At 72.2% G+C, this 25,127-nt stretch carries 21 protein-coding genes; 11 read left to right on the forward strand and 10 right to left on the reverse strand.

The annotated features are described in order from the left end of the window. Positions 1-2 precede the first annotated feature (2 nt). Genes BM419_RS12215 through BM419_RS12225 form a run of 3 tightly spaced genes read left to right on the forward strand, consistent with a single transcriptional unit; the run spans position 3 to position 4,413 of the window. Positions 3-2,561, forward strand: coding sequence for a branched-chain amino acid ABC transporter ATP-binding protein/permease (locus BM419_RS12215; RefSeq protein WP_091926594.1), 2,559 nt, complete (start codon positions 3-5; stop codon positions 2,559-2,561). Continuing rightward, entirely contained in the window at positions 2,558-3,481 is a 924-nt protein-coding gene (locus BM419_RS12220; protein WP_091926595.1) for a 3-hydroxyacyl-CoA dehydrogenase, read from the forward strand. Before BM419_RS12215 ends, BM419_RS12220 begins: the two co-directional genes overlap by 4 nt. 2 nt (positions 3,482-3,483) lie before the next feature. Next, positions 3,484-4,413, forward strand: a complete 930-nt coding sequence (locus BM419_RS12225; protein ID WP_091926596.1) for a 3,5-dioxohexanoate:acetyl-CoA acetone transferase — start codon at positions 3,484-3,486, stop codon at positions 4,411-4,413. A gap of 176 nt (positions 4,414-4,589) precedes the next feature. Here BM419_RS12225 and BM419_RS12230 read toward each other — a convergent pair whose 3' ends face one another. Genes BM419_RS12230 through BM419_RS12240 form a run of 3 tightly spaced genes read right to left on the reverse strand, consistent with a single transcriptional unit; the run spans position 4,590 to position 7,480 of the window. Continuing rightward, the gene (locus BM419_RS12230; protein ID WP_091926597.1) at positions 4,590-4,871 is read right to left on the reverse strand and encodes a DUF167 domain-containing protein; all 282 of its coding nucleotides are present in this window, start codon (positions 4,869-4,871) and stop codon (positions 4,590-4,592) included. Between the two features lie 10 nt (positions 4,872-4,881). Continuing rightward, positions 4,882-6,249 (reverse strand): FAD-binding oxidoreductase, encoded by a 1,368-nt coding sequence (locus BM419_RS12235; RefSeq protein WP_244540759.1) that lies wholly within the window; start codon positions 6,247-6,249, stop codon positions 4,882-4,884. A 37-nt stretch (positions 6,250-6,286) separates the two neighbouring features. Further along, positions 6,287-7,480 (reverse strand): fumarylacetoacetate hydrolase family protein, encoded by a 1,194-nt coding sequence (locus BM419_RS12240; RefSeq protein ID WP_091926598.1) that lies wholly within the window; start codon positions 7,478-7,480, stop codon positions 6,287-6,289. A 277-nt stretch (positions 7,481-7,757) separates the two neighbouring features. Between BM419_RS12240 and ugpC the strand changes: the two genes are divergently transcribed. From ugpC to BM419_RS12270, 6 genes are all read left to right on the forward strand, one after another. Beyond that, entirely contained in the window at positions 7,758-8,819 is a 1,062-nt protein-coding gene (gene ugpC, locus BM419_RS12245) for an ABC transporter ATP-binding protein (protein WP_091926599.1), read from the forward strand. A 73-nt stretch (positions 8,820-8,892) separates the two neighbouring features. Further along, positions 8,893-10,203 carry an ABC transporter substrate-binding protein gene (locus BM419_RS12250; protein ID WP_091926600.1) on the forward strand — a complete coding sequence of 437 codons (1,311 nt, stop codon included), beginning with the start codon at positions 8,893-8,895 and terminating at the stop codon, positions 10,201-10,203. Positions 10,204-10,226: 23 nt separating this feature from the next. Then, a complete protein-coding gene (locus BM419_RS12255; protein ID WP_020091916.1) occupies positions 10,227-11,183 on the forward strand; it encodes a carbohydrate ABC transporter permease in 957 nt (318 codons plus the stop codon). Between the two features lie 89 nt (positions 11,184-11,272). Beyond that, on the forward strand, positions 11,273-12,118 hold the full coding sequence (locus BM419_RS12260; protein WP_234082978.1) for a carbohydrate ABC transporter permease: 846 nt from the start codon (positions 11,273-11,275) through the stop codon (positions 12,116-12,118). Positions 12,119-12,312: 194 nt separating this feature from the next. Continuing rightward, positions 12,313-13,941 (forward strand): dihydroxyacetone kinase subunit DhaK, encoded by a 1,629-nt coding sequence (locus BM419_RS12265; RefSeq protein WP_091926601.1) that lies wholly within the window; start codon positions 12,313-12,315, stop codon positions 13,939-13,941. Positions 13,942-14,003: 62 nt separating this feature from the next. Next, complete coding sequence (locus tag BM419_RS12270) at positions 14,004-14,960, forward strand: D-2-hydroxyacid dehydrogenase family protein (RefSeq protein ID WP_175556302.1); 957 nt, start codon at positions 14,004-14,006, stop codon at positions 14,958-14,960. A 26-nt stretch (positions 14,961-14,986) separates the two neighbouring features. On the opposite strand, the gene BM419_RS12275 is transcribed toward BM419_RS12270, so the two are convergent. From BM419_RS12275 to BM419_RS12300, 6 genes are all read right to left on the reverse strand, one after another. Next, on the reverse strand, positions 14,987-16,084 hold the full coding sequence (locus BM419_RS12275) for an ABC transporter permease (RefSeq protein WP_091926602.1): 1,098 nt from the start codon (positions 16,082-16,084) through the stop codon (positions 14,987-14,989). Then, entirely contained in the window at positions 16,081-17,004 is a 924-nt protein-coding gene (locus BM419_RS12280) for an ABC transporter permease (RefSeq protein ID WP_091926603.1), read from the reverse strand. The genes BM419_RS12275 and BM419_RS12280 overlap by 4 nt, the downstream gene beginning before the upstream one ends. Continuing rightward, complete coding sequence (locus BM419_RS12285) at positions 17,001-18,587, reverse strand: peptide ABC transporter substrate-binding protein (RefSeq protein WP_091926604.1); 1,587 nt, start codon at positions 18,585-18,587, stop codon at positions 17,001-17,003. Before BM419_RS12285 ends, BM419_RS12280 begins: the two co-directional genes overlap by 4 nt. Positions 18,588-18,589: 2 nt before the next feature. Then, on the reverse strand, positions 18,590-19,027 hold the full coding sequence (locus BM419_RS12290; RefSeq protein ID WP_091926605.1) for a GlcG/HbpS family heme-binding protein: 438 nt from the start codon (positions 19,025-19,027) through the stop codon (positions 18,590-18,592). Positions 19,028-19,212: 185 nt separating this feature from the next. Further along, entirely contained in the window at positions 19,213-20,241 is a 1,029-nt protein-coding gene (locus BM419_RS12295) for an alpha/beta fold hydrolase (RefSeq protein ID WP_091926606.1), read from the reverse strand. An 80-nt stretch (positions 20,242-20,321) separates the two neighbouring features. Further along, positions 20,322-21,386, reverse strand: coding sequence for a WcbI family polysaccharide biosynthesis putative acetyltransferase (locus BM419_RS12300; RefSeq protein WP_091926607.1), 1,065 nt, complete (start codon positions 21,384-21,386; stop codon positions 20,322-20,324). A 724-nt stretch (positions 21,387-22,110) separates the two neighbouring features. Between BM419_RS12300 and BM419_RS12310 the strand changes: the two genes are divergently transcribed. Beyond that, positions 22,111-22,776 carry a hypothetical protein gene (locus BM419_RS12310; protein ID WP_244540760.1) on the forward strand — a complete coding sequence of 222 codons (666 nt, stop codon included), beginning with the start codon at positions 22,111-22,113 and terminating at the stop codon, positions 22,774-22,776. Between the two features lie 91 nt (positions 22,777-22,867). On the opposite strand, the gene BM419_RS12315 is transcribed toward BM419_RS12310, so the two are convergent. Beyond that, a complete protein-coding gene (locus tag BM419_RS12315; RefSeq protein ID WP_091926609.1) occupies positions 22,868-23,722 on the reverse strand; it encodes a LysR substrate-binding domain-containing protein in 855 nt (284 codons plus the stop codon). 92 nt (positions 23,723-23,814) lie between these two features. On the opposite strand from BM419_RS12315, the gene BM419_RS12320 reads away from it, so the two are divergent. Continuing rightward, positions 23,815-25,119, forward strand: a complete 1,305-nt coding sequence (locus BM419_RS12320) for an aspartate aminotransferase family protein (protein ID WP_091926610.1) — start codon at positions 23,815-23,817, stop codon at positions 25,117-25,119. Positions 25,120-25,127: the final 8 nt, after the last annotated feature.

The raw sequence follows: 25,127 nt of genomic DNA on the forward strand, positions 1-25,127 counted from the left end.
CCATGTCCGGAACCGCCGAGCCGCTGCCGCTCGCCCTGCCGCAGCGCGGCCTGATCCTGCGCGAGAGCCGCCAGCTCTGGGCGGCGCTCGCCGCCCTGATCGTCCTGCCCTTCGCCCTCGACGCGATCGGCCTGACGCTGATCACCGCCACCGACGTGGTGATCTTCGCCCTGGCGGTGCTCGGCCTCAACATCCTGGTCGGCTGGACGGGGCTCACCTCGTTCGGCCACGGGGCGTGGTTCGGGATCGGCGCCTACGCGGTGGCGATCCTCCAGACGCGCCTCTTCCCCGGCGACATGGCCCTGCCGCTCCTCGGCGCCCTGGCGATCACCGGGCTCGCGGCCCTCGCCGCCGGCGGCCTGATCCTCCGGCGGCGGGGCGTCTACTTCTCGCTCCTGACCCTCGCCTTCACGGCGATGCTCTACGCCATCGCGTTCCGCTGGACCGACCTCACCGGTGGCGAGAACGGCATCGGAAACCTGCACCGGTGGGCGGCGCTGCAGGAACCCGGCGCCTACTACGCCGCGGTGTCCGGAATCGCCTTCGCGGTCCTGATCGCCCTGTGGCGCTTCCGGCGCTCGCCGATGGGCACCGTCCTGGTGGCGATCCGCGAGAACGAGCAGCGCGCCGGCTTCCTCGGCTACGCCACCAACCGCTACAAGCTCGCAGCCTTCGTGATCTCGGCGACGATCACCGGGCTGGCGGGCGCGCTCGCGGCCTACAGTCACCGCTTCACCTCGGCCGACCCGATCTCCATCGCCTTCTCGGGCGAGCTGCTCGCCATGGTGGTGATCGGAGGGATGCGCTCGTTCCTCGGGCCGGCGCTCGGCGCGCTGTTCTACATCCTCTTCCGCGAGTTTCTGTCGATCTACACCGCCGACTGGCTGCTGTATTTCGGCCTGCTGTTCGTCGCCTTCATCGTGTTCTCGCCGGACGGGCTCGTCGGCATCGCGGCGCGGCTGCTCAAGCCGTTCCGGCGCGTCCCGACCGAGGGCGCGGCCATGTCGGCCCGCCGCGCCGGCTCCTCGGGCCGCGTCCCGGCCCGCTTCATCGCGGAGGGGCGCGGCGACGGCCCGGTGCTGGTCGCCGACGAGATCCGGAAGAGCTTCGGGCCCGTGAAGGCGGTGCGCGGCGTGTCCTTCGCGGTCGCCGACCGGACGCTCCACGCCCTGATCGGGCCGAACGGCGCCGGCAAGACCACCGCCTTCAACCTGCTGTCCGGGATGTTCCGGCCGAGCGGCGGCAGCATCCGCCTCGACGGAAGCGAGATCGCCGGCCTGGAGCCGCACGCCATCACCCGGGCCGGGATCGGGCGCTCGTTCCAGATCACCAACCTGTTCCCGGGCCTCTCCGTGGAGGAGAACGTCCGCCTCGCGGTGCAGGCCCGGCACGCCGCGCATTTCAGCCCCTGGCGGGACGCGCTGGCCGTCCGGGAGATCGCCGACGACACCGCCGAGCTGCTGCGCTGGACCGGCCTGTCCGGCATCGAGCGGGCCGAGGCCGGCAGCCTGTCCTACGGCGGCCAGCGGCTGCTCGACATGGGGCTGGCCCTGGCCACGCGGCCGCGCGTGCTGCTGCTCGACGAGCCCCTCGCCGGGCTCGCGGCGGCCGAGCGCGAGCGGGTCGGTGACCTGATCAAGGCGCTGTCGGCCGACATCCCGGTGCTCCTCGTCGAGCACGACATCGACCGCGTCTTCCGCCTCGCCGACCGCGTCACCGTGATGGCCGACGGCGCCGTGCTGGTCGACGGCTCGGTCGCGGACGCCCGGGACGACGAGCGGGTGCAGGCGGTCTATCTCGGCTCGGGCACGGCGGCGATCGCCGCGAAGCCGCGCGCCAGCGCCGCCGAGGCCGAGACGCTGCTCGCCATGGAGGGCGTCGACACCTTCTACGGCAAGTCGCACATTCTGAACGGGGTGAACCTGGCGGTGCGCCGGGGCGAGGTCGTGGCGCTCCTCGGACGCAACGGGGCCGGCAAATCGACTCTGCTCAAGACCCTGATCGGCACCGCGCCGCCGGCCGCCGGCCGGATCGTGCTCGCCGGCCAGGACATCGCCGGCCTGTCGCCCGACCGGATTGCCCGGCTCGGGATCGGCTACGTCCCGCAAGGGCGGGCGCTGTTCGCCGGCATGACCGTCGCGGAGAATCTGGGCCTCGGCCGGCTGCGGCGGCTCACCGGCGCCGGCATCCACTGGGACGAGGAGAAGGTCCTCGAGTTCTTCCCGCGCCTGAAGGAGCGCTGGACCGTCGACGCGGCCCGCCTGTCCGGCGGCGAGCAGCAGATGGTGGCGGTGGCCCGCGCCCTCTCGGGGGACACGCGACTCCTCCTCCTCGACGAGCCCTTCGAAGGCCTGTCGCCGGCGGTGACGGAGGAGCTGTTCGAGGCCTTCGACCGGCTGCGCCGGGAGATCGCGATCATCCTGGTGGACCACCACCTCGACCTCGCCCTGGCGCTGTCCGACCGGACCGTGGCCCTGGAGCGCGGCAGCGTGCAGTGGACGGGCGAGTCGCGTCTCCTGCGCGAGGATCAGGAGTTGAGGCGGAAGGTGCTGTGGCTATGACCGAGAGCGTCGCGATCGTCGGCGCCGGCCTGATTGGCCGGGCCTGGGCGATGATCTTCGCCCGTGCCGGCTGGGACGTGCGCCTGTTCGACCCCGCGGCGGGCGTCGCCGAGGCCGCGATCCCGCTCTGCGCCGAGGGGCTGCGAACGCTGGCGGCGAACGACCTCTGCGCGGATCCCGAGGGTGCCGCGGCGCGCATCCGCGCGGCCGGCACCCTCGCGGCCGCCCTCGACGGCGTCGCCTTCGTGCAGGAGAACGGACCGGAGCGGCTGGAGGTGAAGCGAAGCCTGTTCGCGGACCTCGACGCCGCGACGCCGCGAGAGGCTGTCATCGCCTCGTCCTCCTCGGCGATCCGCTGCTCCCTGTTCACCGAGGATCTGCCCGGTCGGGCCCGGTGCCTCGTCGGCCATCCGGTGAACCCGCCGCACCTGATCCCGCTGGTGGAGATCTCCGGCGCGCCGTGGACGGCGCCCGAGGCGCTGGTGCGGGCCCGTCAGGTCTACGAGCAGATCGGGCAGGTCCCGATCACCGTGCTGAAGGAGATCGAGGGCTTCATCCTCAACCGGCTCCAGGGCGCCCTGTTGGCGGAGGCGTTCCGCCTCGCCTCGGAGGGCTACGTGACCCCGCAGGACCTCGACAAGACCGTGGCGGACGGCCTCGGCCTGCGCTGGAGCTTCATGGGTCCGTTCGAGACGATCGAGCTCAACGCGCCCGGCGGCATCGCCGATTACTGCGCCCGCTACACCGGCTTCTACAAGAGCCTCGCTGCCGACCCGGCGCCGCCCTCGGTCTACGAGGCACCGGCCACCGAGGCGATCCTGGCCAAGTGGCAACCGCCGACCGATCTGCCCGCACGCATGAACCGCCGCGACGCGCGGCTAGCGGCGCTCCGCGCCCACAAGGCTTCACGGAAGGACTGAGCATGGCCTCACAGCGGAAAGTCATCATCACCTGCGCGGTGACGGGCGCGATCCACACGCCCAGCATGTCGCCGCACCTGCCCGTCACGCCCGAGGAGATCGCCGACGCCGCCATCGGCGCCGCCGAGGCCGGCGCCGCCATCGTGCACCTGCACGCCCGCAACCTGGAGAACGGCCAGCCCGACCAGACACCCGAGGCCTTCGCCAAGTTCCTGCCGGTGATCAAGCAGCGCTCGAACTGCGTGGTGAACATCACCACGGGCGGCGCGCCGACCATGTCCATCGAGGAGCGGGTGCGCCCCGCGGCGACCTTCCAGCCGGAGGTCGCCTCGCTGAACCTCGGCTCGATGAATTTCGGCCTGTTCGGCATGCTCGACCGTTTCAAGGACCTGAAGCACCAGTGGGAGCGGGACTATCTCGGCAACAAGGACATCATCTTCCGCAACACCTTCGGCCAGATCGAGCACATCCTGACGACTTGCGGCCCGAACGGGACGAAGTTCGAGTTCGAGTGCTACGACACCGCGCATCTCTACAACCTGAAATACTTCTTCGACCGCGGGCTGGTGCAGGCGCCGCTGTTCATCCAGACGGTCTTCGGCCTGCAGGGCGGGATCGGCGCGCATCCGGACGACGTGATGCACATGAAGCGCACCGCCGACCGTCTGTTCGGCGATCAGTACCGCTGGTCGGTGCTCGGCGCGGGCCGCAACCAGATGAACATCGCCGCCATGGCGGCCGCGATGGGCGGCAACGTCCGCGTCGGGCTCGAGGACAGCCTCTGGGACGGTCCGGGCAAGCTCGCCGAGACCAACGCCGCGCAGGTCCGGCGGGTGCGCGCGATCATCGAGGGGCTGGGCCTCGCGGTCGCCTCGCCCGACGAGGCGCGCGAGATGCTGGCGCTGAAGGGCGGCGACAAGGTCGCGTTCTGATCGATCAGTCGATGGACGATGCGTCGCGGAAGGTGGGACGCATCGTCCGAGAGCGGCTGACGTTCAGGCTCTTCCGTCCTTGCGAGCGCAGCGAAGCAATCCAGGCGCGCCTCAGGCCTCCGATCGCGCGCAACACTGGATTGCTTCGCTGCGCTCGCAAAGACGTAGGCGACCGCTCACGGCGAACCGAACACGCGATCCAGATCCGCCTGCGCGACGCCGTCGATCTCCAGGATCTTCAGCCGGCTCTGCTCGCCGGTCACGATGCGGACCGAGCCGCGGCTGACCTTCAGCGCCTTGGCGATCAACGCGACGAGCGCCTCATTGGCCGCGCCCTCAACCGGCGGGGCGGCGACGCGGACCTTCAGGTAGGGCTGCCCCTTGTCGTCCCGGGCCCAGCCCTCCGCGGCGTCGCGGCCCCCGCGCGGCGTGAGGCGCACCGCCAGCCGGATCGCCACGGCGGAGCCCTCAGAAGATCTTGCCCGGGTTCAGCCGGTTGTCCGGATCGAGCGCCCGCTTCACGAGCCGCATGACGGCGATCTCCTCGGGCGAGCGCGACAGCTTCAGCTTGGCCCGCTTCTCGAGCCCGATCCCGTGCTCCGCCGAGACGGAGCCGTTCAGCTCCGCCAGCGGCTCGTAGATCGCCGCGTCGATCGCCGCGTTGCCGGCGGCGTCGAGGCGGGTGGTGTTCCAGTGGAGATTGTTGTCGCCGATATGCCCGTAGACGACCGCCCGGCAGCCCGGGATCGCCGCGAGCCGGTCGAGCGCGCCGCGGACGTAGCCGTCCATCCGCGCGAGCGGCACGCTCACGTCGAAGGCCCGGTCGATCCCGTCGGCGTTCAGGTGCTCGACGCGGTCGCGGATCCGCCACATGCCGCGGCGCTGCTCCTCCGAGGCGGCGACCACGGCGTCGAGGATCGTGCCGTCCCCCATCAGCCCTTCCAGCAGGCCCAGGAATCGGTCCGATTCCTCGGGGACGCACTCGACCTCGATGATCGCGTAGAACGGGTAGTCCGGACCGAGCGGCGGGGTCGCGCGCCCGGGCGCCGTCATCAGCCGGTAGAAGTCCGGCCACAGGCCCTCGAACGAGGAGACACGCCCCTGGAAGGCGCTCTGCGCCGCCCGCAGCACCCGCGCGCCGTCGTCGACCCCGGGGCACGCGATCAGCGCCGTCGCGTAGCCGGCGGGCTCCGGCCGCAGGCGGATGACCGCCCGCGTGACGATGCCCATCGTGCCCTCGGTGCCGAGGAAGAGCTGCTTGAGGTCGAGCCCGGTGTTGTTCTTGATGAGCGGCCGCATCGACGACACGACCGTGCCGTCGGCGAGCACCGCCTCCAGGCCGAGCACCATCTCGCGCATCATGCCGTAGCGCAGCACCCGCAGGCCGCCCGCGTTGGTGGAGATCGCGCCGCCGATCGTCGCCGAGCCGCGGGCCCCGAGATCGAGGGGGAAGAACAGGCCCGCCGCGGACGCGGCGTCCTGCACGCTCTCGAGGGTCGCGCCGGTGCCGACCACCACCGTCATGCCGAGCGGGTCCACCGGCTCGATGCCGGTCATGCGCTCGGTCGACAGGGTGATCTCGTCGGGCTGGCAGAGCGTGCCGTCGACGAGGCCGGTGGCGCCGCCCCGCGGGACCACCGCGACGCCCGCCGCGTGGCAGGCGGCCATGACGGTGCCGGTTTCCTCGGTGCTGCGCGGGCGGACCAGCGCCAGCGCGGCGCAGGGCTCGGTCGGGCGCGTCCAGTTGGCCGAGCGCCCGCGCAGTTCCGCGCCGGTGACGAGACCGGACGGTCCGACGATCGCGGCGAGGCGGTCGAGGAAGGCGGTGTCGGTCATCGGCATCATCTCGGGGCTCGGTCCGGTGGCCGCTCTGTCACAGAATCCCGCGCGCGGCGAGGTTCCGCATCAGCGCGCGGGCGCCGAAGGTCCAGGGCTCGCAGGCGTCGCAGCGGCGCATGCGGTTGACGAGGCTGCCGAGCTCCGGGCTCGCCACGACGACGCGGTCGCCGTCGGCGTGGGTGAAGCCGAGGCCCGGCCCGTGCCGGTCCTGGATCGGCGCGAACATCGTGCCGAGGAGGAGGAGGGCGCCGTCAGGGTAGTCGTGCGTCCGCCCCATCAGCGCCTCCGCCAGTTCCTCCGGGTCGCGGCTGATCTCGGAGAGCGGCGAGGTGCCCTCCAGCCGGAAGCCGTCCGTGCCGGTGACCTCGAGGGTCACGGTCGTGCGGCGGACGTCGTCGAGGCCGAACGTGTCGTCGAACAGGCGCAGGAACGGCCCCACGGCGCAGGAGGCGTTGTTGTCCTTGGCCTTCCCGAGGAGCAGCGCCGACCGGCCCTCGAAGTCGCGCAGGTTCACGTCGTTGGCGAGCGTCGCCCCGACGATCTGCTGGTCGGAGGCGACCGCGAGCGCCACCTCGGGCTCGGGGTTGTTCCAGTGCGAGTCCGGGTGCAGGCCCGCATCCGCGCCGCAGCCGACGGCCGAGAGCGGCTGCGCCTTGGTGAAGATCTCGGCGTCCGGGCCGATGCCCACCTCCAGGTACTGGCTCCAGGCGCCCTGCGCGACCAGCACCTTCTTGAGGGCCATGGCCTCGGGCGAGCCGGGCTTCAGCCGGCGCAGGTCGTGCCCGACCAGGCGCTCGACCTCGGCGCGGATCGCCGCCGCGGCGGCGAGATCGCCGCGTGCGCGCTCCTCGATCACCCGCTCCAGCATCGAGGTGGCGAAAGTCACGCCCGCCGCCTTCAGGGCCTGGAGATCGACCGGGGCCAGGAGCCAGGGCTTGGTGGCGTCGCGCGCGTCCGGCGGCGTGTTGGCCAGCACCGCGTCGAGGCTGCCGAGGTCCTCGCCCTCTGCGCCGCGCAGGGCGGCGGCGGGGTCTCGGGCCTCGCACAGGTCGCTGACGGTGGGGAAGGCGGCGGTGACGTCGACGATTCGGGCCGCACCGTCCGCGTCGGCGCGGATCGCCACGACGCTCGGACCGGCCACGTCCGGCCGCCACACCCGGCCCACGAGGGCGCCCCGGCATCCGTCGGCGGGCAGGATCTCCCGCGCGGTCAGGCCCGATAACGACATGTGCTCATGTCCCCTGGATGTGTGACCCTGAGATGTCCGCGCGCGACGGGCCCGGTTCCGGGACCGCGGCCGGCGCGCGATTCCATAGCATTCCGCGGCGCCCGTCATCCCGCCGGAAGTTTCACCGGGCCGCGCCCGTCACGGGCGCCGGGGGGCTCGCCTGACAGATCCAAGAATATCTGCAGCTTTGCCAGGAGGCCGGCTTGCTTTCCCGCGAACCCTCATTTGTACTGCTGCCCTAGAGCCGCCGACAGAGCGGCCTTGATCGGGAGGAAGCATGGCCTCGGTGGGAATCCGCGAGGTTCGCAAGGCTTTCGGATCGACGAATGTCCTGCACGGCGTGTCGGTGGATATCCGGGACGGTGAATTCGTGATCCTGGTCGGCCCGTCGGGCTGCGGGAAATCAACGCTCCTGCGGATGATCGCCGGGCTCGAGAACATCTCCGGCGGCGAGATCCGCATCGGCGAGCGCGTGGTGAACGATGTGCCGCCCAAGGAGCGGGACATCGCCATGGTATTCCAGAACTACGCACTCTATCCGCATCTCACCGTCCGCGAGAACATGGCGTTCTCGATGCGGATCCGGAAGGCGCCGGCCTCCGAGATCGACCTCCGGGTCAACAAGGCCGCCCAGATCCTCGGGCTGGCTCCCCTGCTGGACCGCTACCCGCGCCAGCTCTCGGGCGGCCAGCGCCAGCGCGTCGCCATGGGCCGGGCGATCGTGCGCGACCCGCAGGTCTTCCTGTTCGACGAGCCGCTCTCCAACCTCGACGCCAAGCTCCGGGTGGCGATGCGCACCGAGATCAAGGAGCTGCACCAGCGCCTGAAGACGACGACGATCTACGTCACCCACGACCAGATCGAGGCCATGACCATGGCCGACCGGATCGTGGTGATGCACGACGGGGTCGTGGAGCAGATCGGGCCGCCCCTCGAACTCTACGACCGGCCCGACAACCTGTTCGTCGCCGGCTTCATCGGCTCGCCGGCCATGAACTTCATGCCCGGCAAGGTCCGGGCGAACGGGCGTCTGACCTTCACCACCGAGACCGGCCTGTCGATCCCGCTCGCCGACGCGCCCTCCGGGGTCGACGGTCGGCCGCTCATCCTGGGCGTCCGCCCCGAGCATTTCGACCTCGCGCCCGAGGGGATCGCCGCGGAGGTCGTCGTCGTGGAGCCGACCGGCTCAGAGACCATGCTGGCGGTGCGGGCCGGGGGCCAGGACCTCACCTGCGTGCTGCGCGAACGCGTGCGCGAGCGGCCGGGCGAGACGGTCTCCCTGCGGCCGAACCGCGTGCACTTCTTCGACGCCGAGACCGGCCGTCGCCTGCCGAACTGACCCGCGTCGGATCCGACGCGGATTCGAGGCGCGCGGCGCCTCCAGGATCACGATCACCGAGGGAGAAGAAACGATGTCCGTTCTCGATCGCCGGTCCCTCCTCGCGGGCGCCGCAGCGACAGGCTTCGCCGCCGGCGGCGACCTCCTCGGCTTCGCCAAGGCCTGGGCGCAGAACGCGGAGTGGAAGCCCGAGCCGGGGGCGAGCCTGTCGCTCCTGCGCTGGAAGCGCTTCGTGCCGGCCGAGGACGAGGCCTTCATGAAGCTCGTCGACGCCTTCACCAAGGCGACGGGCGTCAAGGTCACGGTGACCAACGAGTCCTTCGACGACATCCAGCCCAAGGCGTCGGTCGCCGCCAATACGGGCCAAGGGCCCGACATGGTCTGGGGCCTGTTCTCGTTCCCGGCGCTCTTTCCCGACAAATGCCTGCCGCTCGAGGACGTGGCGGAATCCCTCGGCAAGAAGTACGGCCCCTGGTTTCCGTCGGCGGAGGCCTACGGCAAGGTCAAGGGCAAGTGGATCGCGATCCCCGTGGCGTTCAACGGCGGCTATCCGAACTACCGCATCTCGGCGATGAAGAAGGCCGGTTTCGACAAGTTCCCGACCGACACGGCGGGCTTCCTCGAACTCTGCCGCGGACTGAAGAAGAACAACACCCCCGCCGGCTTCGCTCTCGGCCACGCCACCGGTGACGGCAACACGTGGTGCCACTGGGCGCTCTGGTCACACGGCGGCAACCTCGTCGACGCCAACGAGAAGATCGTCATCAACTCGCCCGAGACCGCCAAGGCGCTCGAATACGTCAAGTCCCTGTACGAGACCTTCGTGCCCGGCACGGTGTCGTGGAACGATTCCTCGAACAACAAGGCCTTCCTGGCCGGCGACCTGTACCTGACCAACAACGGCATCTCGATCTACGCGGCGGCCAAGAAGGACAACCCGAAGCTCGCCGAGGACATGGACCACGCGGTCTGGCCGATCGGCCCGGTCGGCAAGCCCACCGAGTTCCAGCTCGCCTTCCCGATCCTGGCCTTCAAGTACTCGAAGGCGCCGAACGCCTGTAAGGCCTTCATCGCCTTCATGATGGAGGCGGCGAACTACAATCCCTGGCTGGAGGCGGCCCAGGGCTACCTCTGCGAGCCGCTGTCGAACTATCCGAAGAACCCGATCTGGACGAGCGACCCGAAGAACGCGGTCTTCGCCGAGGCGGGACGGCGCTCCCTGGCGGCGGGCGGCCTCGCGCCGGTGAGCGAGCGGATCGCCGCGGTGCTGGCCGACTTCGTGATCGTCGACATGTTCGCCAGTCACTGCACCGGCCGCGAGGACGTGAAGGGCGCCATCAAGAACGCCGAGCGCGCCGCCACCCGCATCTTCCGGAACACCTGACCGCACCCGCCGGAGGCGAGACCATGGCGCACACGGCCCTGACGCAGCCCGCCCCGGCCGCAATCCCGACCCGCTCGGCCTGGCAGCGCGTGCGCGCGAGCCGCGGCTGGGCGGGGTTCTGGTTCATGCTGCCGACGGCGCTGATCCTCGGCCTGTTCCTGGCCTACCCGCTCCTGAAGGGCATCTGGCTGTCCTTCACCAACGCGCGGATCGGCCGCGACGGGGTCTTCGTCGGCCTGGAGAACTACGAGTGGCTCTGGGACGACGACGTCTTCTGGCTCTCGGTGTTCAACACCTGCCTCTACACGGCGGTGGCGTCCGTGGTGAAGTTCGGGGTCGGGCTCTACCTCGCGTTGCTGCTCAACAAGAACATGCCGTTCAAGTCGATCATCCGGTCGATCGTGCTGATCCCGTTCGTGGTGCCGACCGTGCTGTCGGCCATCGCGTTCTGGTGGATCTTCGACAGCCAGTTCTCGATCATCTCCTGGTCGCTGCGCCATCTCGGGGTGATCGACGGCAACATCGACTTCCTCGGCGATCCCGCCATGGCGCGGGCCTGCGTGATCTTCGCCAACATCTGGCGGGGCGTGCCGTTCATCGCCATCACGCTGCTCGCCGGTCTCCAGACGGTCTCGCCCTCGCTCTACGAGGCCGCGACGCTGGACGGCGCCTCCAACTGGCAGATCTTCTCGCGGATCACCCTGCCGCTCCTGACCCCGATCATCGCGGTCGTGATGACCTTCTCGGTGCTGTTCACCTTCACCGATTTCCAGCTGATCTGGGCCATGACGCGCGGCGGCCCGGTGAACGCCACCCACCTGATGGCGACCCTGTCGTACCAGCGCGGCATCCTCTCGGGGACGCTCGGCGAGGGCGCGGCCATCGCCACCGCCATGGTGCCGTTCCTGCTCGCGGCCATCGGCATCTCGTGGTTCGGCCTGCAGCGCAGGGCCTGGCAATCCGGGGGGAACGACCGATGAGCGCGCCCGCACCGCCCGCCCACGCCGATCCGCATCTCAACTCCGTGCTGGAGGCGCGGCCCGCCGGGCTCACGGACAATTCGGAGGGCATGGCCTATCTCGAGCGCCTGCCCCGGCGGCTCGTGACGACCTACCTGCCGCTCCTCCTGATCCTCGCGGTGCTGCTGTTCCCGTTCTACTGGATGGCGCTCACCGCCATCAAACCGGACGAGCAGCTGATCGACATGGAGCGGTTCAACCCGTTCTGGGTCGTGGATCCGACGCTCAAGCACATCAACAAGCTCCTCTTCGAGACGCAGTATCCGCGCTGGCTCTGGAACACGATGTACGTATCGGTGGCGGCGACCGTGCTGTCGCTGTTCGCGAGCGTGCTCGCCGCCTACGCCTGCGTCCGCGTGCGCTACCGGGGCGCCGGCTGGGTCGGGGCGGCGATCTTCCTCGCCTACCTCGTGCCGCCCTCGATCCTGTTCATCCCGCTCGCCACGATCATCCAGGCCTACGGCCTGTTCGACTCGCCGATCGCCCTGATCCTCGCCTACCCGACGATCCTGATCCCGTTCTCGACGTGGCTCCTGATGGGCTACTTCAAGACCATTCCCTACGAGCTGGAGGAATGCGCGCTGATGGACGGCGCCAGCCGGTGGCAGATCCTCACCAAGATCATCCTGCCGCTCGCCTTCCCGGGGCTGATCTCGGCGGGGATCTTCTCGCTGACCCTGTGCTGGAACGAGTTCATCTACGCGCTGACCTTCCTGTCCTCGACGCAGAACAAGACGGTGCCCATCGCCGTGGTGAGCGAGTTCGTGGACGGCGACGTCTACAAGTGGGGGTCGCTGATGGCCGGCGCGCTGCTCGGCTCGCTGCCGCTGGTGATCCTCTACTCGTTCTTCGTCGAGTACTACGTCTCCGCGCTCACCGGCGCCGTGAAGGAATAGGGGACGGGCAGGACCGTCGTCGTCGCGCGCGCAGCGAAGCGTGCCGGGGCGCCAGGACCTCGGTCGGCGTGGCGCCGGCCGCATCGCTGCGCTCGCGAGGACGGAGACCGTTGCCAGCAGGGCTCGACGAGTCGGAGAATGCGCGCGGATCCGCCGGCGCAGAATCGCGGACCGGCCCCATCGAAGGTCACGCCATGGCCCACTTCATCGACGCCCGGTCCACCCTGGTCAACGACGCCGTCGACGGCCTCGTCGCCGCGAGCGGCGGACGCCTGGCACGGCTCGACGGCGACCCGGGCATCCGCGTCGTCCTCCGCGCCGCTCCGGATCCCGGGAAGGTCGCGGTCATCTCCGGCGGCGGCTCCGGCCACGAGCCGGCCCATGCGGGCTTCGTGGGACCGGGCCTGCTCAGCGCCGCTGTCTGCGGCGACGTCTTCGCCTCGCCGAGCGTCGACGCGGTGCTGGCCGGGATCCTCGCGGTGACGGGGCCGGCGGGGTGCCTGCTCGTCATCAAGAACTACGCGGGCGACCGGCTGAATTTCGGCCTCGCCGCCGAGCGCGCCCGGGCGCTCGGCCACAGGGTCGAGACCGTGATCGTCGCGGACGACATCGCGCTGCCGGACGCCAAGCAGCCGCGCGGCGTCGCCGGGACGCTGTTCGTCCACAAGGTGGCGGGTCACGCCGCGGAGGCCGGGGAACCGCTCGAGACCGTGGCGTCGCTCGCCCGCCGGGCGGCGGGGGCGGCGAAGTCGCTCGGCATCGCGGTCTCCACCTGCACGATCCCCGGCTCGCCGCGCAGCGAGCGGCTGGCGGAGGGACAGGCCGAGCTCGGCCTCGGCATCCACGGCGAGCCCGGCGCGGAGCGCATCGCGCTGCCAAAGGCCAGCGACCTCGCCGAGCTGATGGCCGAGCGTCTCGCGCGGGCCGTCGAAGGTGCGGACCGGCTGGCGCTGCTCGTGAACAATCTCGGCTCCGCCTCCGCGCTCGAGATGCAGGTCCTCACCCGCGCCGTGCTCGCCACCGACCTCGGGCGGCGCGTCCGCCTGCTGCTCGGGCCCGCGCCGCTGATGACGGCGCTCGACATGCACGGTGCCTCGCTGTCGGTCCTGCCGCTCGACGATGCGCTGGAGCGCGCCCTGTCGGAGCCCGTCCCGGTCCCGGCCTGGCCCGCGGCGGTGCGGGTCGCGCCGCCGATCCTCCGGCCGGTGCCCGAGGGGCTCGCGGGCGAGGCCTTCGTGCCGTCGCACGACGCCGTCACCGCCGCCAGGATCCGGGCCGTCGCCGAGGCCCTGATCGGGGCCGAGGACACCCTGAACGGCCTCGATGCCAAGGTCGGGGACGGCGACGCCGGCACGACCTTCGCGGGCGCGGCCCGCGCCGTCCTGGCCGAGCTCGACCGGCTGCCGCAGGCGGAGCCCGCGGCCCTGTGCCGGGCGCTCGCCGAGCGGATCGGGCGCGCGGTCGGCGGATCGAGCGGCGTGCTCGGCTCGATCTTCTTCGCCGCGACGGCCTCGGCCCTCGCCGAAGGCGCCGCGTGGCCCGAGGCTCTCGGGCAGGGCGTGGCGCGCGTCCAGGGGTACGGCGGCGCCCGAGCCGGCGACCGCACCCTGCTCGACGCCCTGATCCCCGCCGTCGAGGCCCTGAAGGGCGGCGATCTCGCGGCCGCCGCGGCGGCGGCCCGGGCCGGCGCCGAGGCCACGGCCGGCATGGATCGCGCCGGCGCGGGCCGCTCCAGCTACCTCGCGGCCGGGGATCTCGCCGGTGTCCAGGATCCCGGCGCCGCCGGCGTCACGGCGGCGTTCGCGGCCCTGGCCGGGGCGTAGGCGCCGCGCGCCGTCGCCCGGCATCCGTTGACGCTCCACCCGTCGAGGCCTACCCCATCCCCATGCGCACCGGCCTGATCCTCGACGATTACCAGCAGGCGGCCCTCGCGCTCGCGGACTGGGCGCGCCTCTCCGACCGCGTCGCGATCTCCGCGATCAGCCAGCACATCCCGAATCCGGACGACCTCGTGGCGCGGATCGCGCAGGCCGAGATCCTCGTGATCATGCGGGAGCGGACGCCGTTCCCGGCGGCTCTGCTGGAAAGGCTGCCGCGGCTGGAACTCCTCGTCACCAGCGGCATGCGCAACCTCGCCATCGACCTCGCGGCGGCCCGCGCGCGCAACGTCGTCGTCTGCGGCACCGATTCCAGCCCGACGCCGCCGACGGAGCTGACCTGGGCGCTGATCCTCGGACTGGCCCGACACGTGGCGCCGGAGAGCCTGACCCTGCGCGCGGGCGGCCCCTGGCAGAGCACGATCGGGACCGACCTCGCCGGCGCGACCCTCGGCGTTCTGGGCCTGGGGAAGATCGGGACGCGGGTGGCCGAGATCGGGCGCGCCTTCGGCATGCGGGTGATCGCCTGGAGCCCGAACCTCGACGATGGTCGCGCCGCCGCCGCCGGGGTCGAGCGGGCGGCCTCGAAGGAAGCCCTGCTGGAGGCGAGCGACGTCGTCACGATCCACCTCGTGCTGGGCGACCGGACCCGCGGCCTCCTGGGCGCGGCCGAGCTGCGCCGCATGCGCCGCGACGCTTTTCTCGTGAACACCTCGCGCGCGCCGATCGTCGATCAGGCCGCGCTGGTCCAGGCGCTGGAGGAGGGCTGGATCGCCGGCGCGGGCCTCGACGTGTTCGAGACCGAGCCGCTGCCGGCCGACAGCCCGTTCCGGCGCCTGCCGAACGTGCTGGCGCTGCCGCATCTCGGCTACGTGTCGCGCAACAACTACCGGACCTTCTTCACCCAGGCGGTGGAGGACATCGAGGCCTGGCTCGCCGGCGCCCCGATCCGGCAACTGGGCTGACGTCGCGGAGCTTGCCGGACCCGGGCTCAGTCCCCGCGGGGATCCAGCGCGTCCGCGAGGCCGTCGCCGATCAGGTTGAGTGCCACCAGGGTCGCGATCAGGAACGCGGCCGGGGCCGCGAGCAGGTGCGGCGCCGCCTCGATGGAGCGGGCGCCCTCGGCGATCAGGACGCCCCAGCTGGTCTGCGGCTCCTGCACGCCGAGCCCGAGGAACGACAGGAAGCTCTCCAGCAGGATCACCTGCGGCACCAGCAGCGTCGCGGTCACGGCCACCGGGCCGAGGGTGTTCGGCACGATGTGCCGGAGGATGATCCGGGGTGTTCCGAGGCCGAGCGCCCGCGCGGCGCGGACGAAGTCGCGCTCGCGCAGCGACAGGGTCACGGCGCGCACCACCCGGGCCATGTCGAGCCACTCCACCGCGGCGATCGCCACCAGCATGAGCAGCAGGCTCGGGCGGAAGAACACCAGCAGCAGGATCACGAAGAACACGAAGGGGAGCGCGTAGAGCACGTCGACGGCGCGCATCATCACGGCGTCGACGGCGCCCCCGACGAAGCCCGCAATCGCCCCGTAGGCGACGCCGATGAGCAGAGCGACGAGGCTGGCCGCGAGCCCGATCGCCAGCGAGATCCGGCCGGCGACGAGGCAGCGGGTCAGCAGGTCGCGGCCCTGGATGTCGGTGCCGAGGGGGAAGTGCAGGCGCCGGACCGGCACCGCCACGACGAGCCCGCGGCCGCCGTCCCGCTTGTCCACGACGGTCGGGGTCCCGAACAGGGCCGAGCGCGGCAGGTAAACGAGGCTACGCCGGTCGACGCCCGCGTCGGAGCCGAGGGTGAGCCGCAACGTGTCGCCGTCGCGCTCGACCGCGTCGAGCCGCGCGCGCATCCGGAAGGCCAGACGCTCGAGCGCCGGCCGGAGACGCGCGGCGTCGGGCTGTGCGGAGAGGCCGGCCGGGAGCTGGCGCAGGTCCGGATAGGCGCGCTCGGGATCGTGGCCGGTGAGGCCCGGGCCGATCAGGCAGGCGAGGGCGATCAGGACCAGCACGGCGAGCGCCGCCACGGCGGTCCGCTCCCGCGCGAACCGGAGGACGGCGCGCCGGGCGGGCGCCGTGGAAACCGCCGTCACGCCGCCACCCGGAGGCGCGGGTCGAGCCACGCGCAGGCGAGGTCGGCGGCAAGGTTGAGCAGGATCACCAGCCCGGCGACGAGCAGGACCGTGCCCATCACCAGCGTGTAGTCGCGGTTGAGCGCACCCTCGACGAAGTACCGGCCGATCCCCGGAAGCCCGAAGATCGTCTCGACCACCACCGAGCCGGTGAGCAGGGCCGCCGCCAGCGGTCCGAGATAGGCCACCACCGGCAGCAGCGCCCCCCGCAGGGCGTGCCGGGTGACGCGGGCCGGCGGAAGGCCGAGGCTGCGCATGGTGCGGACCGGCTGCGTCCGCAGGGCCTCGGCCAGCGAGGTCCGGGTGAGCCGGGCCAGGGCACCGACCTGCGGCAGGGCCAGCGTCACCACCGGCAGGACGAGGTGGCTCGGGGCACCGTCGTTCCAGCCGCCGAGCGGCAGCCAGCGCAGGGTCAGGCCGAAGGCGATCTGGAGCAGGGGCGCGACGACGAAGCTCGGCAGCGAGAGGGTGAGGGCGGCCCCGACGCCGAGGAGCCGGTCGACGAGCCCGCCGCGCCGGAGCGCCGCCACGATCCCGAGGCCGACGCCGAGCGCGGTGGCCAGCGCGAGGGCGAGGGCGCCCAGCGTCGCCGAGACCGGCAGGCCCCGGGCGATCAGGCCGAGGACGCTCTGGTCGCGGAACGAGAAGGAGGGCCCGAGGTCGCCCCGCGCCAGCGCCGCGAGGTAGCTCCCGAACTGCGCGATCAGCGGCCGGTCGAGGCCGTAGACCCGGCGCAGGTTCTCCATGGCGGCGGGCGCCAGCGGCCGCTCCAGGTCGAACGGCCCCCCCGGAGCGAGGCGCATCAGGAAGAAGCTGACGGTCACCACGGCGAGCAGCGTCGGCACCGCCTGGAGAAGGCGGCGCAGGATGAAGCGGATCACGCGTCGAGCCTCATGAAGCGGGTCGGCGCGGCGTTGCGCAGGTTCGGGTGGTAGCCGTGCAGCCGCGGCGCGATCAGCGCCTTCGATCGGTAGTGCATCAGCGGGATCCACGGCAGCTCGCGCAGGGCGATCGCCTCGGCGTCGTAGAGCAGGCCGGCCCGGCGGGTGAGGTCGCGCTCGGTGGCGGCTCGCGCCATCAGGGCGTCGTAGGCGACGTCCGACCAGTGGCCGGCATTCATGCCGTCATTCCCGCTCTGGAGCAGGAACAGGAAGTTCTGCGGATCGGAATAGTCGGCGATCCAGCTGTAGCGGGCGACGTCGAAGTCGCCGCCGTCGCGCAGGTAGGCGAAATGCGTCTTCGCGTCCGTGTAGACGTAGCGCGTCACGATTCCGAGGTCGCGCCACATCTCGCCGAGCGCCACCGCGATGGTGCGGTTGTTATCGCTGATATTGAACCGGTACTCCACCGTGAGTGGCCGGTCCGGGCCGAAGCCCGCCTCCGCGAGCAGCCGGCGCGCCTCCGCCTCGTGGTCGATCGGCAGGCCGAGGCGGCCCTCGGTCTCGGGGGGCGTGCGGTAATTGTCGAGGCCGGGCGGGCACAGGGAGTAGGCCGGGCTCATGGTGCCGCCGTTGAGGCCGTCGGCGAGGTACTCGCGGTCGATCACGAGCGACAGCGCCCGGCGGACGCGCCGATCCGAGAACGGCGCCTTGCGGGTGTTCACCACCAGCGCCGCGAGCCCCAGCGAGGGGCCGAGCACCACCTGCGGCCCGAAGCGGCGGCGCAGGTCGGCGATCTGGTCGACGGGCAGGTCGGAGAGGGAGTCGATCTCGCCGGCGGCGTAGCGGCGCACCGCGGCGGCGATGTCGGGCGTCGGCAGGAAGGCGACGCGCCGGATCGCGAGGCTCGCGGCGTCCGGATGGTGCGGGTTGGCCTCCAGCGTGATCGCGCCGCCCGGCACGCGGTCTGCGAGCCGGTAAGGTCCGTTGGTCACGAGGTTTCCCGGACGGGTGAAGCTGTCGCCGTAGCGCTCGACCGCGGCGCGGTGGACCGGAAGCGCGGTCTGGTGGGTCAGGAGTTCCAGGATGTAGGGCGTCGGCTGTTCCAGCGTGATCGCGAGCCGGAGCGGCGCCTCGGCGGCGACGCCGAGGGCGTCGGCCGGCCGCTCGCCGCGGTTCACGGCGGCGGCGTTGCGGATCGGGAACAGGATCTCGGCGTATTTCGCCGCCGTGGCCGGGTCGAGCATTCGGCGGAACGCGTAGACGAAGTCGTCGGCGGTGACCGGCTCGCCGTTCGACCAGCGGCCGTCGGGGCGCAGGTCGAAATGCAGGCTCACCCCGTCCTCGGAGACCGACCAGGCGCGCGCCGCGCCCGGGATGATCGCGCCGCGGTTGTCGTAGGTGAGCAGCCCGTCGCAGAGGTCGCGCAGGATGTGCGCCTCCGCGACGGTCGACGAGCGGTGCGGGTCCAGCGTCTCGGGATCGGCGTCGTTGCCGCGGCGGTAGAGCGCGTCGGCCGCGCGGGCGGGCCGCACGGCCGCGAGGGCGAGCGCGCCGGCCAGCCAGTCGCGCCGGCGCGGGCGCACGGTCAGGCGCCGGTGTCCGGCCTCAGGCCGGCCGCCTCGATCCCCGCCACGGCGCAGATCTCGTCGTTGTCGGAGGTGTCCCCGGAGATGCCGACCGCGCCGAGAAGGCGCCCCTCGCCGGAGCGGATCAGCACGCCGCCCGGCACCGGCACGAGGGCGTCGGGCCCGGCGAGGTGACTGACGGCGGCGACGAAGTAGGGCTGCTGCTCCGCCCGCGCGTGGATCGCCCGGGAGCCGAGGCCCAGCGCCAGGGCCCCGTTGGCCTTGCCGCTCGCGATCTCGGCCCGGCGCAGGGACGTGCCGTCCTCGACCGCGACCGCCTTCAGCGCGCCGCGGGCATCGTAGACGACGACGGCGAGGGGCTTGAGGTTGCGGGCGCGCGCCTCCCGCAGGGCGGTGTCGACGACGGTGCGGGCGGCCTCGAGGGTCAGGTCGATCATCGGATTCCAACACGGACGCCGCTCCGGGCGGCGCCTCCATCCTTACGGACGGGGGCGCGCCGGGTCCACCGACGCGGATCGCTGCGGCCTCCGACACACGACCTCGTCGGTCGGAGGCCGGCGCGAGCTCGACCCGCCGACCTGCGAGCGCCTGCGCGCCGGTGTCCCGCGGGCCCGCTAACGGATCACGCCGGTCGCGCGGCCGGCAGGCGGATGATGCTCGCCAGGAACGCGTCGTAGCCGGCCGCCACCGCCTCGGGCCGCTCGAAATGCGGGAACGCGCCGGTCGGCAGGGTGTCGACGCGCCAGTTCGGCCGGTCGGCGACCCGCGGCACCAGCCGGTAGTCGACGAAGTCGCCGCGCTCCCCGTGCACCATCCAGACCGGAAGGCGCAGGCGCTCGTAGAGGCGGGTCGCGTCGGTGGGGAACAGGTGGCCCGCGATGAAGCAGAACGGGGCGTGCTCGGCGCCAGGCTGGTGAGCCGAGGCGTGATCGTAGGCGAGCAGACCCTCGTCGATCTCGGAGGAGCCGAAGGTCTTCTCCAGGAAGAACCGCATGCTCGGCCGCGTGACCAGCGCGTCGAAGAGCGGCCGGCCGAGCGGAGGGCGGTCGAGGACGCGGAGCAGCCAGTCGCGGCCGCGATGGCCGTCCGGCGGACCCTCCCCGGAGAGCCGGGCGTCGAACCCCGTCGGGCTGACCAGCGCGAGGCTGCGATAGGCGTCGGACCGCTCCAGGCTCGCCCGCGCCAGGAACGAGCACGAGAGCGACAGGGCGAGGGCGTCGATCGCCCAGCCGCCGTGCCGGCTCCGGATCTCGTCGACCGCCGCGTGGATCGCCTCCACCATCAGGCGCGGCGTGTAGCGGCGGCGCGAGCGCTCCGAGAAGCCGAAACCCGGGAGTTCCAGGGCGTAGACCGGGCGCGTGCCGCGGTAGCGCAGGTACACCGGCCGGACCTCGTAGGCGTTGGCCGCCGCGTTGATCGAGTGGATGAGCAGGAGCGGCACGCCCTCGGCCTCATCGGAGCCGTAGAGCGACAGCGCGCCGGCGCGGCGGGTTCGGATCCGCTCGTGGCGGCCCGGCAGGGCAGGCGGCAGGGTCATCCGCCGGTCCACGGCCAGCGCGCTCCAGCCGACCAGCGCCGCCGCCGATCCGGCGAGCGTCAGGGCCGCCGCGGTCGCGGCGCGACCGGTGCGATGGCGGGACACGGAACTCATCGGAACACCTCGACGTCCTTCCCGCGGCGGCGGGCCGTGGCCGACAACGCCGGGCCCGCGGGGAAGTGCCCGTCCGGACGCTACGAGGCGTGGCCGGCGAGGCTGCCGGCATTCACCGCCGGGGCCCGGCTCGCCGGCCGCGCCGGCGCGTCGCCCCGGCCCGCGGCCTCGCGCAGGAAATCCACCGTCGGCGCGTCGTTGAGCCAGCCCTGGACGCGCTGCGAGATCAGGAGCTTCCGCTCGCGCCGGTCGTAGTTCGCGTAGGAGGCGGCGACGAATTCGGGCCGGCTCATCGTGCGCGCGGGGCCGGACCGGCGCGTCTCCGCCTTGAAGAACAGGGCGCTGCCGGGCACGCCGTAATGCTGGGCGATCTCCGGATAGACCGGCCAGCTGCCCTGGCCGCCGAGATCGTCCGGGAGGAACGCGTCGAGGTCGCATTCCTCGAAGGGCACGCCGGCCCGGGTCAGCAGCCCGCGGGCGAGGTCGGCCACCACGTAGAGCTTCGTGTGGTTGATCGAGTGCATGAAGCAGCCCCGACGCGCCCAGCGCGTGAGGTGCGTGTCGAGATCGTACCCGGCCTGGACGCCGAGGCCGCGCAGGTACGCGACCGACTCGTCCCAGAGATTGAAGTATCCGAGGCGCTCGAAGACCGGCTCGGAGAACAGCCGCAGCGCCTGCGCCTGCGAGAAGCCCGACAGGTAGGCGAACAGCGTGATCGCCGAGTGCGAGTGTCCCATCGGCCCCGAGATCAGGCCGTTGAGCGTGACGTGATCCTGCACGCCCACGTGGACGAGGTCGGGATGGTAGGCGCTGAACACGATGGTCGGGATCAGGCGGACCTTCGGGTGCGTCCGAAGCGTGTCGATCGAGCCGCCGCCCTTGAACTTGGGCAGGTAGATGCTGGTGAAGACGTGGTCGTACCCGTCCGCGTGCGCCATCAGGTCGGCGAGCCGCGGGAACCGGCGGGCCGCCGTGAAGGCCGAGACGAAATCCACCTGCGCGTGCGGCAGCAGGTAGCGCATCGTCTTGGCGATGGATCCGGCCTGGCAGACCCCGATCACGAGGATGCGCGGCGATCCGGTCCGCTTCTTCCCGAACTGCGCGAGCCGGTGCCGCGCGCGCCAGAGGCTATCGACGGTCAACATCCGGCCTCTCTCGCATGTCCGCGGGCCGCGGGCAAACACCGCACCCGTGCGGATCCCGCGGGCCGGGACCGCCGATCGCGCCCATCGGGAGGAGCCCCCTCGCGGTGCCGACCGTCGGACCGCCTGCGCGACCCGCGCGGCGGAACCGCGGCTCACGGCGACGCGCGCCGCCTGTGGATCGCCCGGACTCGGAGGGAGGCGCTCGTCGATCTCCGATTATTCGGAGCGCCGCCCGCCATTTCTGAGAAGAGCGGAAGCAACGCGTACGGCGGACCGCCGAATTCCGACGATGTCGCTCAGATATACGGGCTATGAAAGTCTGTCGCGGAGACGATTCAACTTGCGTGCCGTTGACAGAGTCAAGTCGTTGGATACAAATCCGATTCAACGAAGCATGAAGCTCGCGGACTGGGCGCTCGCGGTCATGAGGACCGGCAGGCCCCCGATGACCGAGGTGGATCCCCTCTCTCGCCGTGACTCCGCGTCAGCGGCCGCTCCGACGGGCGCGGGGCGCTTCCGACCGACCTGCCTGGACAACGGGCCACGGTCCGAGCCGCTCGGACGGCGCAGCCGCGGCATGCCCGCGGTGGCGCCCCTCCGCATCGCCGCGACGGTCGTCGATCCACGCCCGCATGGCCGTCGGCAAACGGTCGATGCGCGGGCGACGGCGCTGCGCGGGTCGGAGGCCGGGTTCCGCATCGGGTCGAAAGCTGGAGACTGCGCGATGGATTACGTACCTCCGATGGCCGCGATCGCGGCGGCCGCACAGAAGGCGCCGCCCGGCGAGGCGACCGCGCTCACCCCGGCGCGCGACGTGAATCCCGTCGCGGCGCCGGATCCGCGGTCGATCTACACACTCACGCCGGAGGCGGCCGGGGCCGTGTTCGCGCTCGTCGAGAACCGCATCCAGGTGATCGACGCCGCGCTCGACGTGACCGACCGGCGGGGCACGCAGGTCGCTGCCGCCGCGATGGCGACGGCCACGGCGACGACCCCGGTCGTGTCGCCGGAGACGACGAAGACGATCGGCGCCGCCAATCGCAACTGGAGCGAGGATGTCCGATTGGATCACAGCCCGTCCCGGCTCGTCGGCGCCGACACGGTCGTGGCGTACGACAGCCCGCGAGTCACGGCGACCTGGAGCCTGGCCTTTCCGGACGTGCCCGGCCGGCGGTTCCGGGCCGCGCAATTGCCGGGTCCGAGCCTCCGCTCCGTCCTGCGCGAGGCGGAGGCCGGTTTGGACGACACGGGGAGCGACATCTACCTGCTCTGCAACAGCGCGCATTTCGAGACGATCCGCCAAGCCCACCCGCGCACCCACATCAACTGGATCAACGTCGACAACGACGAGATCGTCGTCGTCTGGCGGAAGCCGTCCGAGGCGGGCTAGCGACAGGCCCGACCGGCTCGGGGCGGCCGCGATCGCGACCGGACCGGGGCTACCCCGCCCGGACGAACGGGAGCCCCGCGGGACCGCCCGGTCAGAGCGTCGGCAGCACCGCGCGCAGGTGGGCGGCGAAGGCGCGGGTCAGCGGCGCGGCGTGCGCCTCGTCCAGGCGGATCGTCAGGCCGATTAGCGGCAGCGCGGGCAGGCCGCTGCCGCGGCTCAGGATGCGCAGGTCGGGCGGGACCGCGGCCCGGGTGAGGACCGCGACCGCCTGGGCGGAGCGCGCTACCGCCAGGAGCCCGGACAGGCTGCCGCTCGCGTAGGCGATCCGGTACGCGCGCCCGCCCGCGTCGAGGGCGGCCCGCGCCGCCCGGTGGTCCAGCGTGTCGGGGTCGCCGAGCGCGAGCGGCAACGGGTCGGGCCACGGCGCGGCGGCGCCGCGCGGCGCCACCCAGACGAGGTCCTCGCGCCGCAGGATCTCCCGCCCGGCCGCCAGCGGGACCGAGACGAGGGCCAGATCGAGCCCGCCGCGGGCGAGCCGCTCCTCCAGACGGGGCGTCGCGCCGCAGACCACCTCGATCGCCGCGTCGGGATGCAGGTGCGCGAAGCCGCGCAGCAGGGTGGGGAGGAAGGCCTGCGCGTAATCGTCCGGGCAGCCGAACCTGAGCGTGCCGTTGAGGCGGCCGCCGGACAGTTCCGCCACCGCGTCGTCGTGCGAGGCCAGGATCCGGCGCGCGTGGACGAGGAGCCGCTCGCCCTGCACCGTGAGCACCACCCCGCGCCCGGTCCGGCGCAGCAGCGGCTGCGCGACCAGATCCTCCAGCCGCTTCATCTGCATGCTGAGAGCGGCCTGGCTGCGCCCGACCCGCTCCGCGGCCCGGCTCAGCGCGCCCGTCTCCGCCACCGTGGCGAAGCTGCGCAGGAGGTCGATGTCGAGGCTCTGGGCCATCAGGATCGCTGAACACTCGGTTCAGAACTATAAGCTTCTCTGGGGTTGCGGGCGGTCCTAGCATGGCGGGGCCTGCCACGGGACCCGGATCGATGACGACGCGGAACGACGACCCCGACTTCTGGACGCGCGCGCGCCGGCACCTCGTGCGCTACGGCGGCGCCTTCGCGCCGGTCATCATCGAGCGCGCGGAGGGCAGCTTCGTCTACGACGCGGACGGCCGGAAGATCCTCGACTTCACCTCCGGCCAGATGAGCGCGATCCTGGGTCACGGGCATCCCGAGATCGCCGCCGTCGTCGCCGACCACGTCGGGCGCCTGGATCACCTGTTCAGCGGCATGCTGAGCCGGCCGGTGGTCGACCTCGCGACCGCGCTGGCCGGCCTCGCCCCCGGCGGGCTGGAGCGCGCGCTTCTCCTGACCACCGGCGCCGAGGCCAACGAGGCCGCCCTGCGCATGGCCAAGCTCGCCACAGGCGGCTGGGAGATCGTCAGCTTCGCACAGTCGTGGCACGGCATGACGGCGGGGGCCGCTTCGGCGACCTACAGCGCCGGCCGCAAGGGCTACGGCCCGGCCCCCGTCGGGTCCTTCGCGATCCCCGCCCCGAACGCCTACCGCCCGACCTTCGCGCGGGACGGGACCGCCGACTGGCAGACCGAGCTCGACTACGCCTTCGCGCTGGTGGACCGGCAGTCGACCGGCAATCTCGCCGCGTTCCTGGCGGAGCCGATCCTCAGTTCCGGCGGCATCCTCGAACTCCCGCCCGGCTACCTCACGGTGCTGAAGCGCAAATGCACCGAGCGGGGCATGCTGCTGATCCTCGACGAGGCCCAGACGGGCATCGGCCGCACCGGCCTGATGTTCGCCTGCGAGCGCGACGGGGTGGTGCCCGACATCCTGACCCTGTCGAAGACCCTGGGCGCCGGCCTGCCCCTCGCGGCGGTCCTGACCTCGCCGGAGATCGAGAATCTCTGCCACGCCCGCGGCTTCCTGTTCTACACCACGCACGTCTCCGACCCGCTTCCCGCCGCGGTCGGCCTCAAGGTGCTGGAGATCGTCCGGCGCGACGGCCTGATCGGCCGGGCCGAGGCGGCCGGCGCGCGGCTCGCGGCGCGGCTGCGGGCGCTGCAGCAGCGCTTCGCCTGCATCGGCGACGTGCGCGGGCGCGGCCTCCTGCAGGGCGTGGAGATCGTGGCCGACCGGGACACGAAGGTGCCAGCCCCGGAGCTGGGCGACGCGATCACGCGGCGCTGCCTCGAACTCGGGCTGAGCATGAACATCGTGCAGCTGCCCGGCATGGGCGGCGTGTTCCGCATCGCCCCGCCGCTCACCGCCACGGACGCGGAGATCGACCTCGGGGTCGACATCCTGGAGCGGGCGATCGAAGGCTCGGTGTGAGGCGGCCC

It is taken from the genome of Methylobacterium sp. yr668 (assembly GCF_900116245.1).
In the GTDB taxonomy this organism is placed as follows: Bacteria; Pseudomonadota; Alphaproteobacteria; order Rhizobiales; family Beijerinckiaceae; genus Methylobacterium.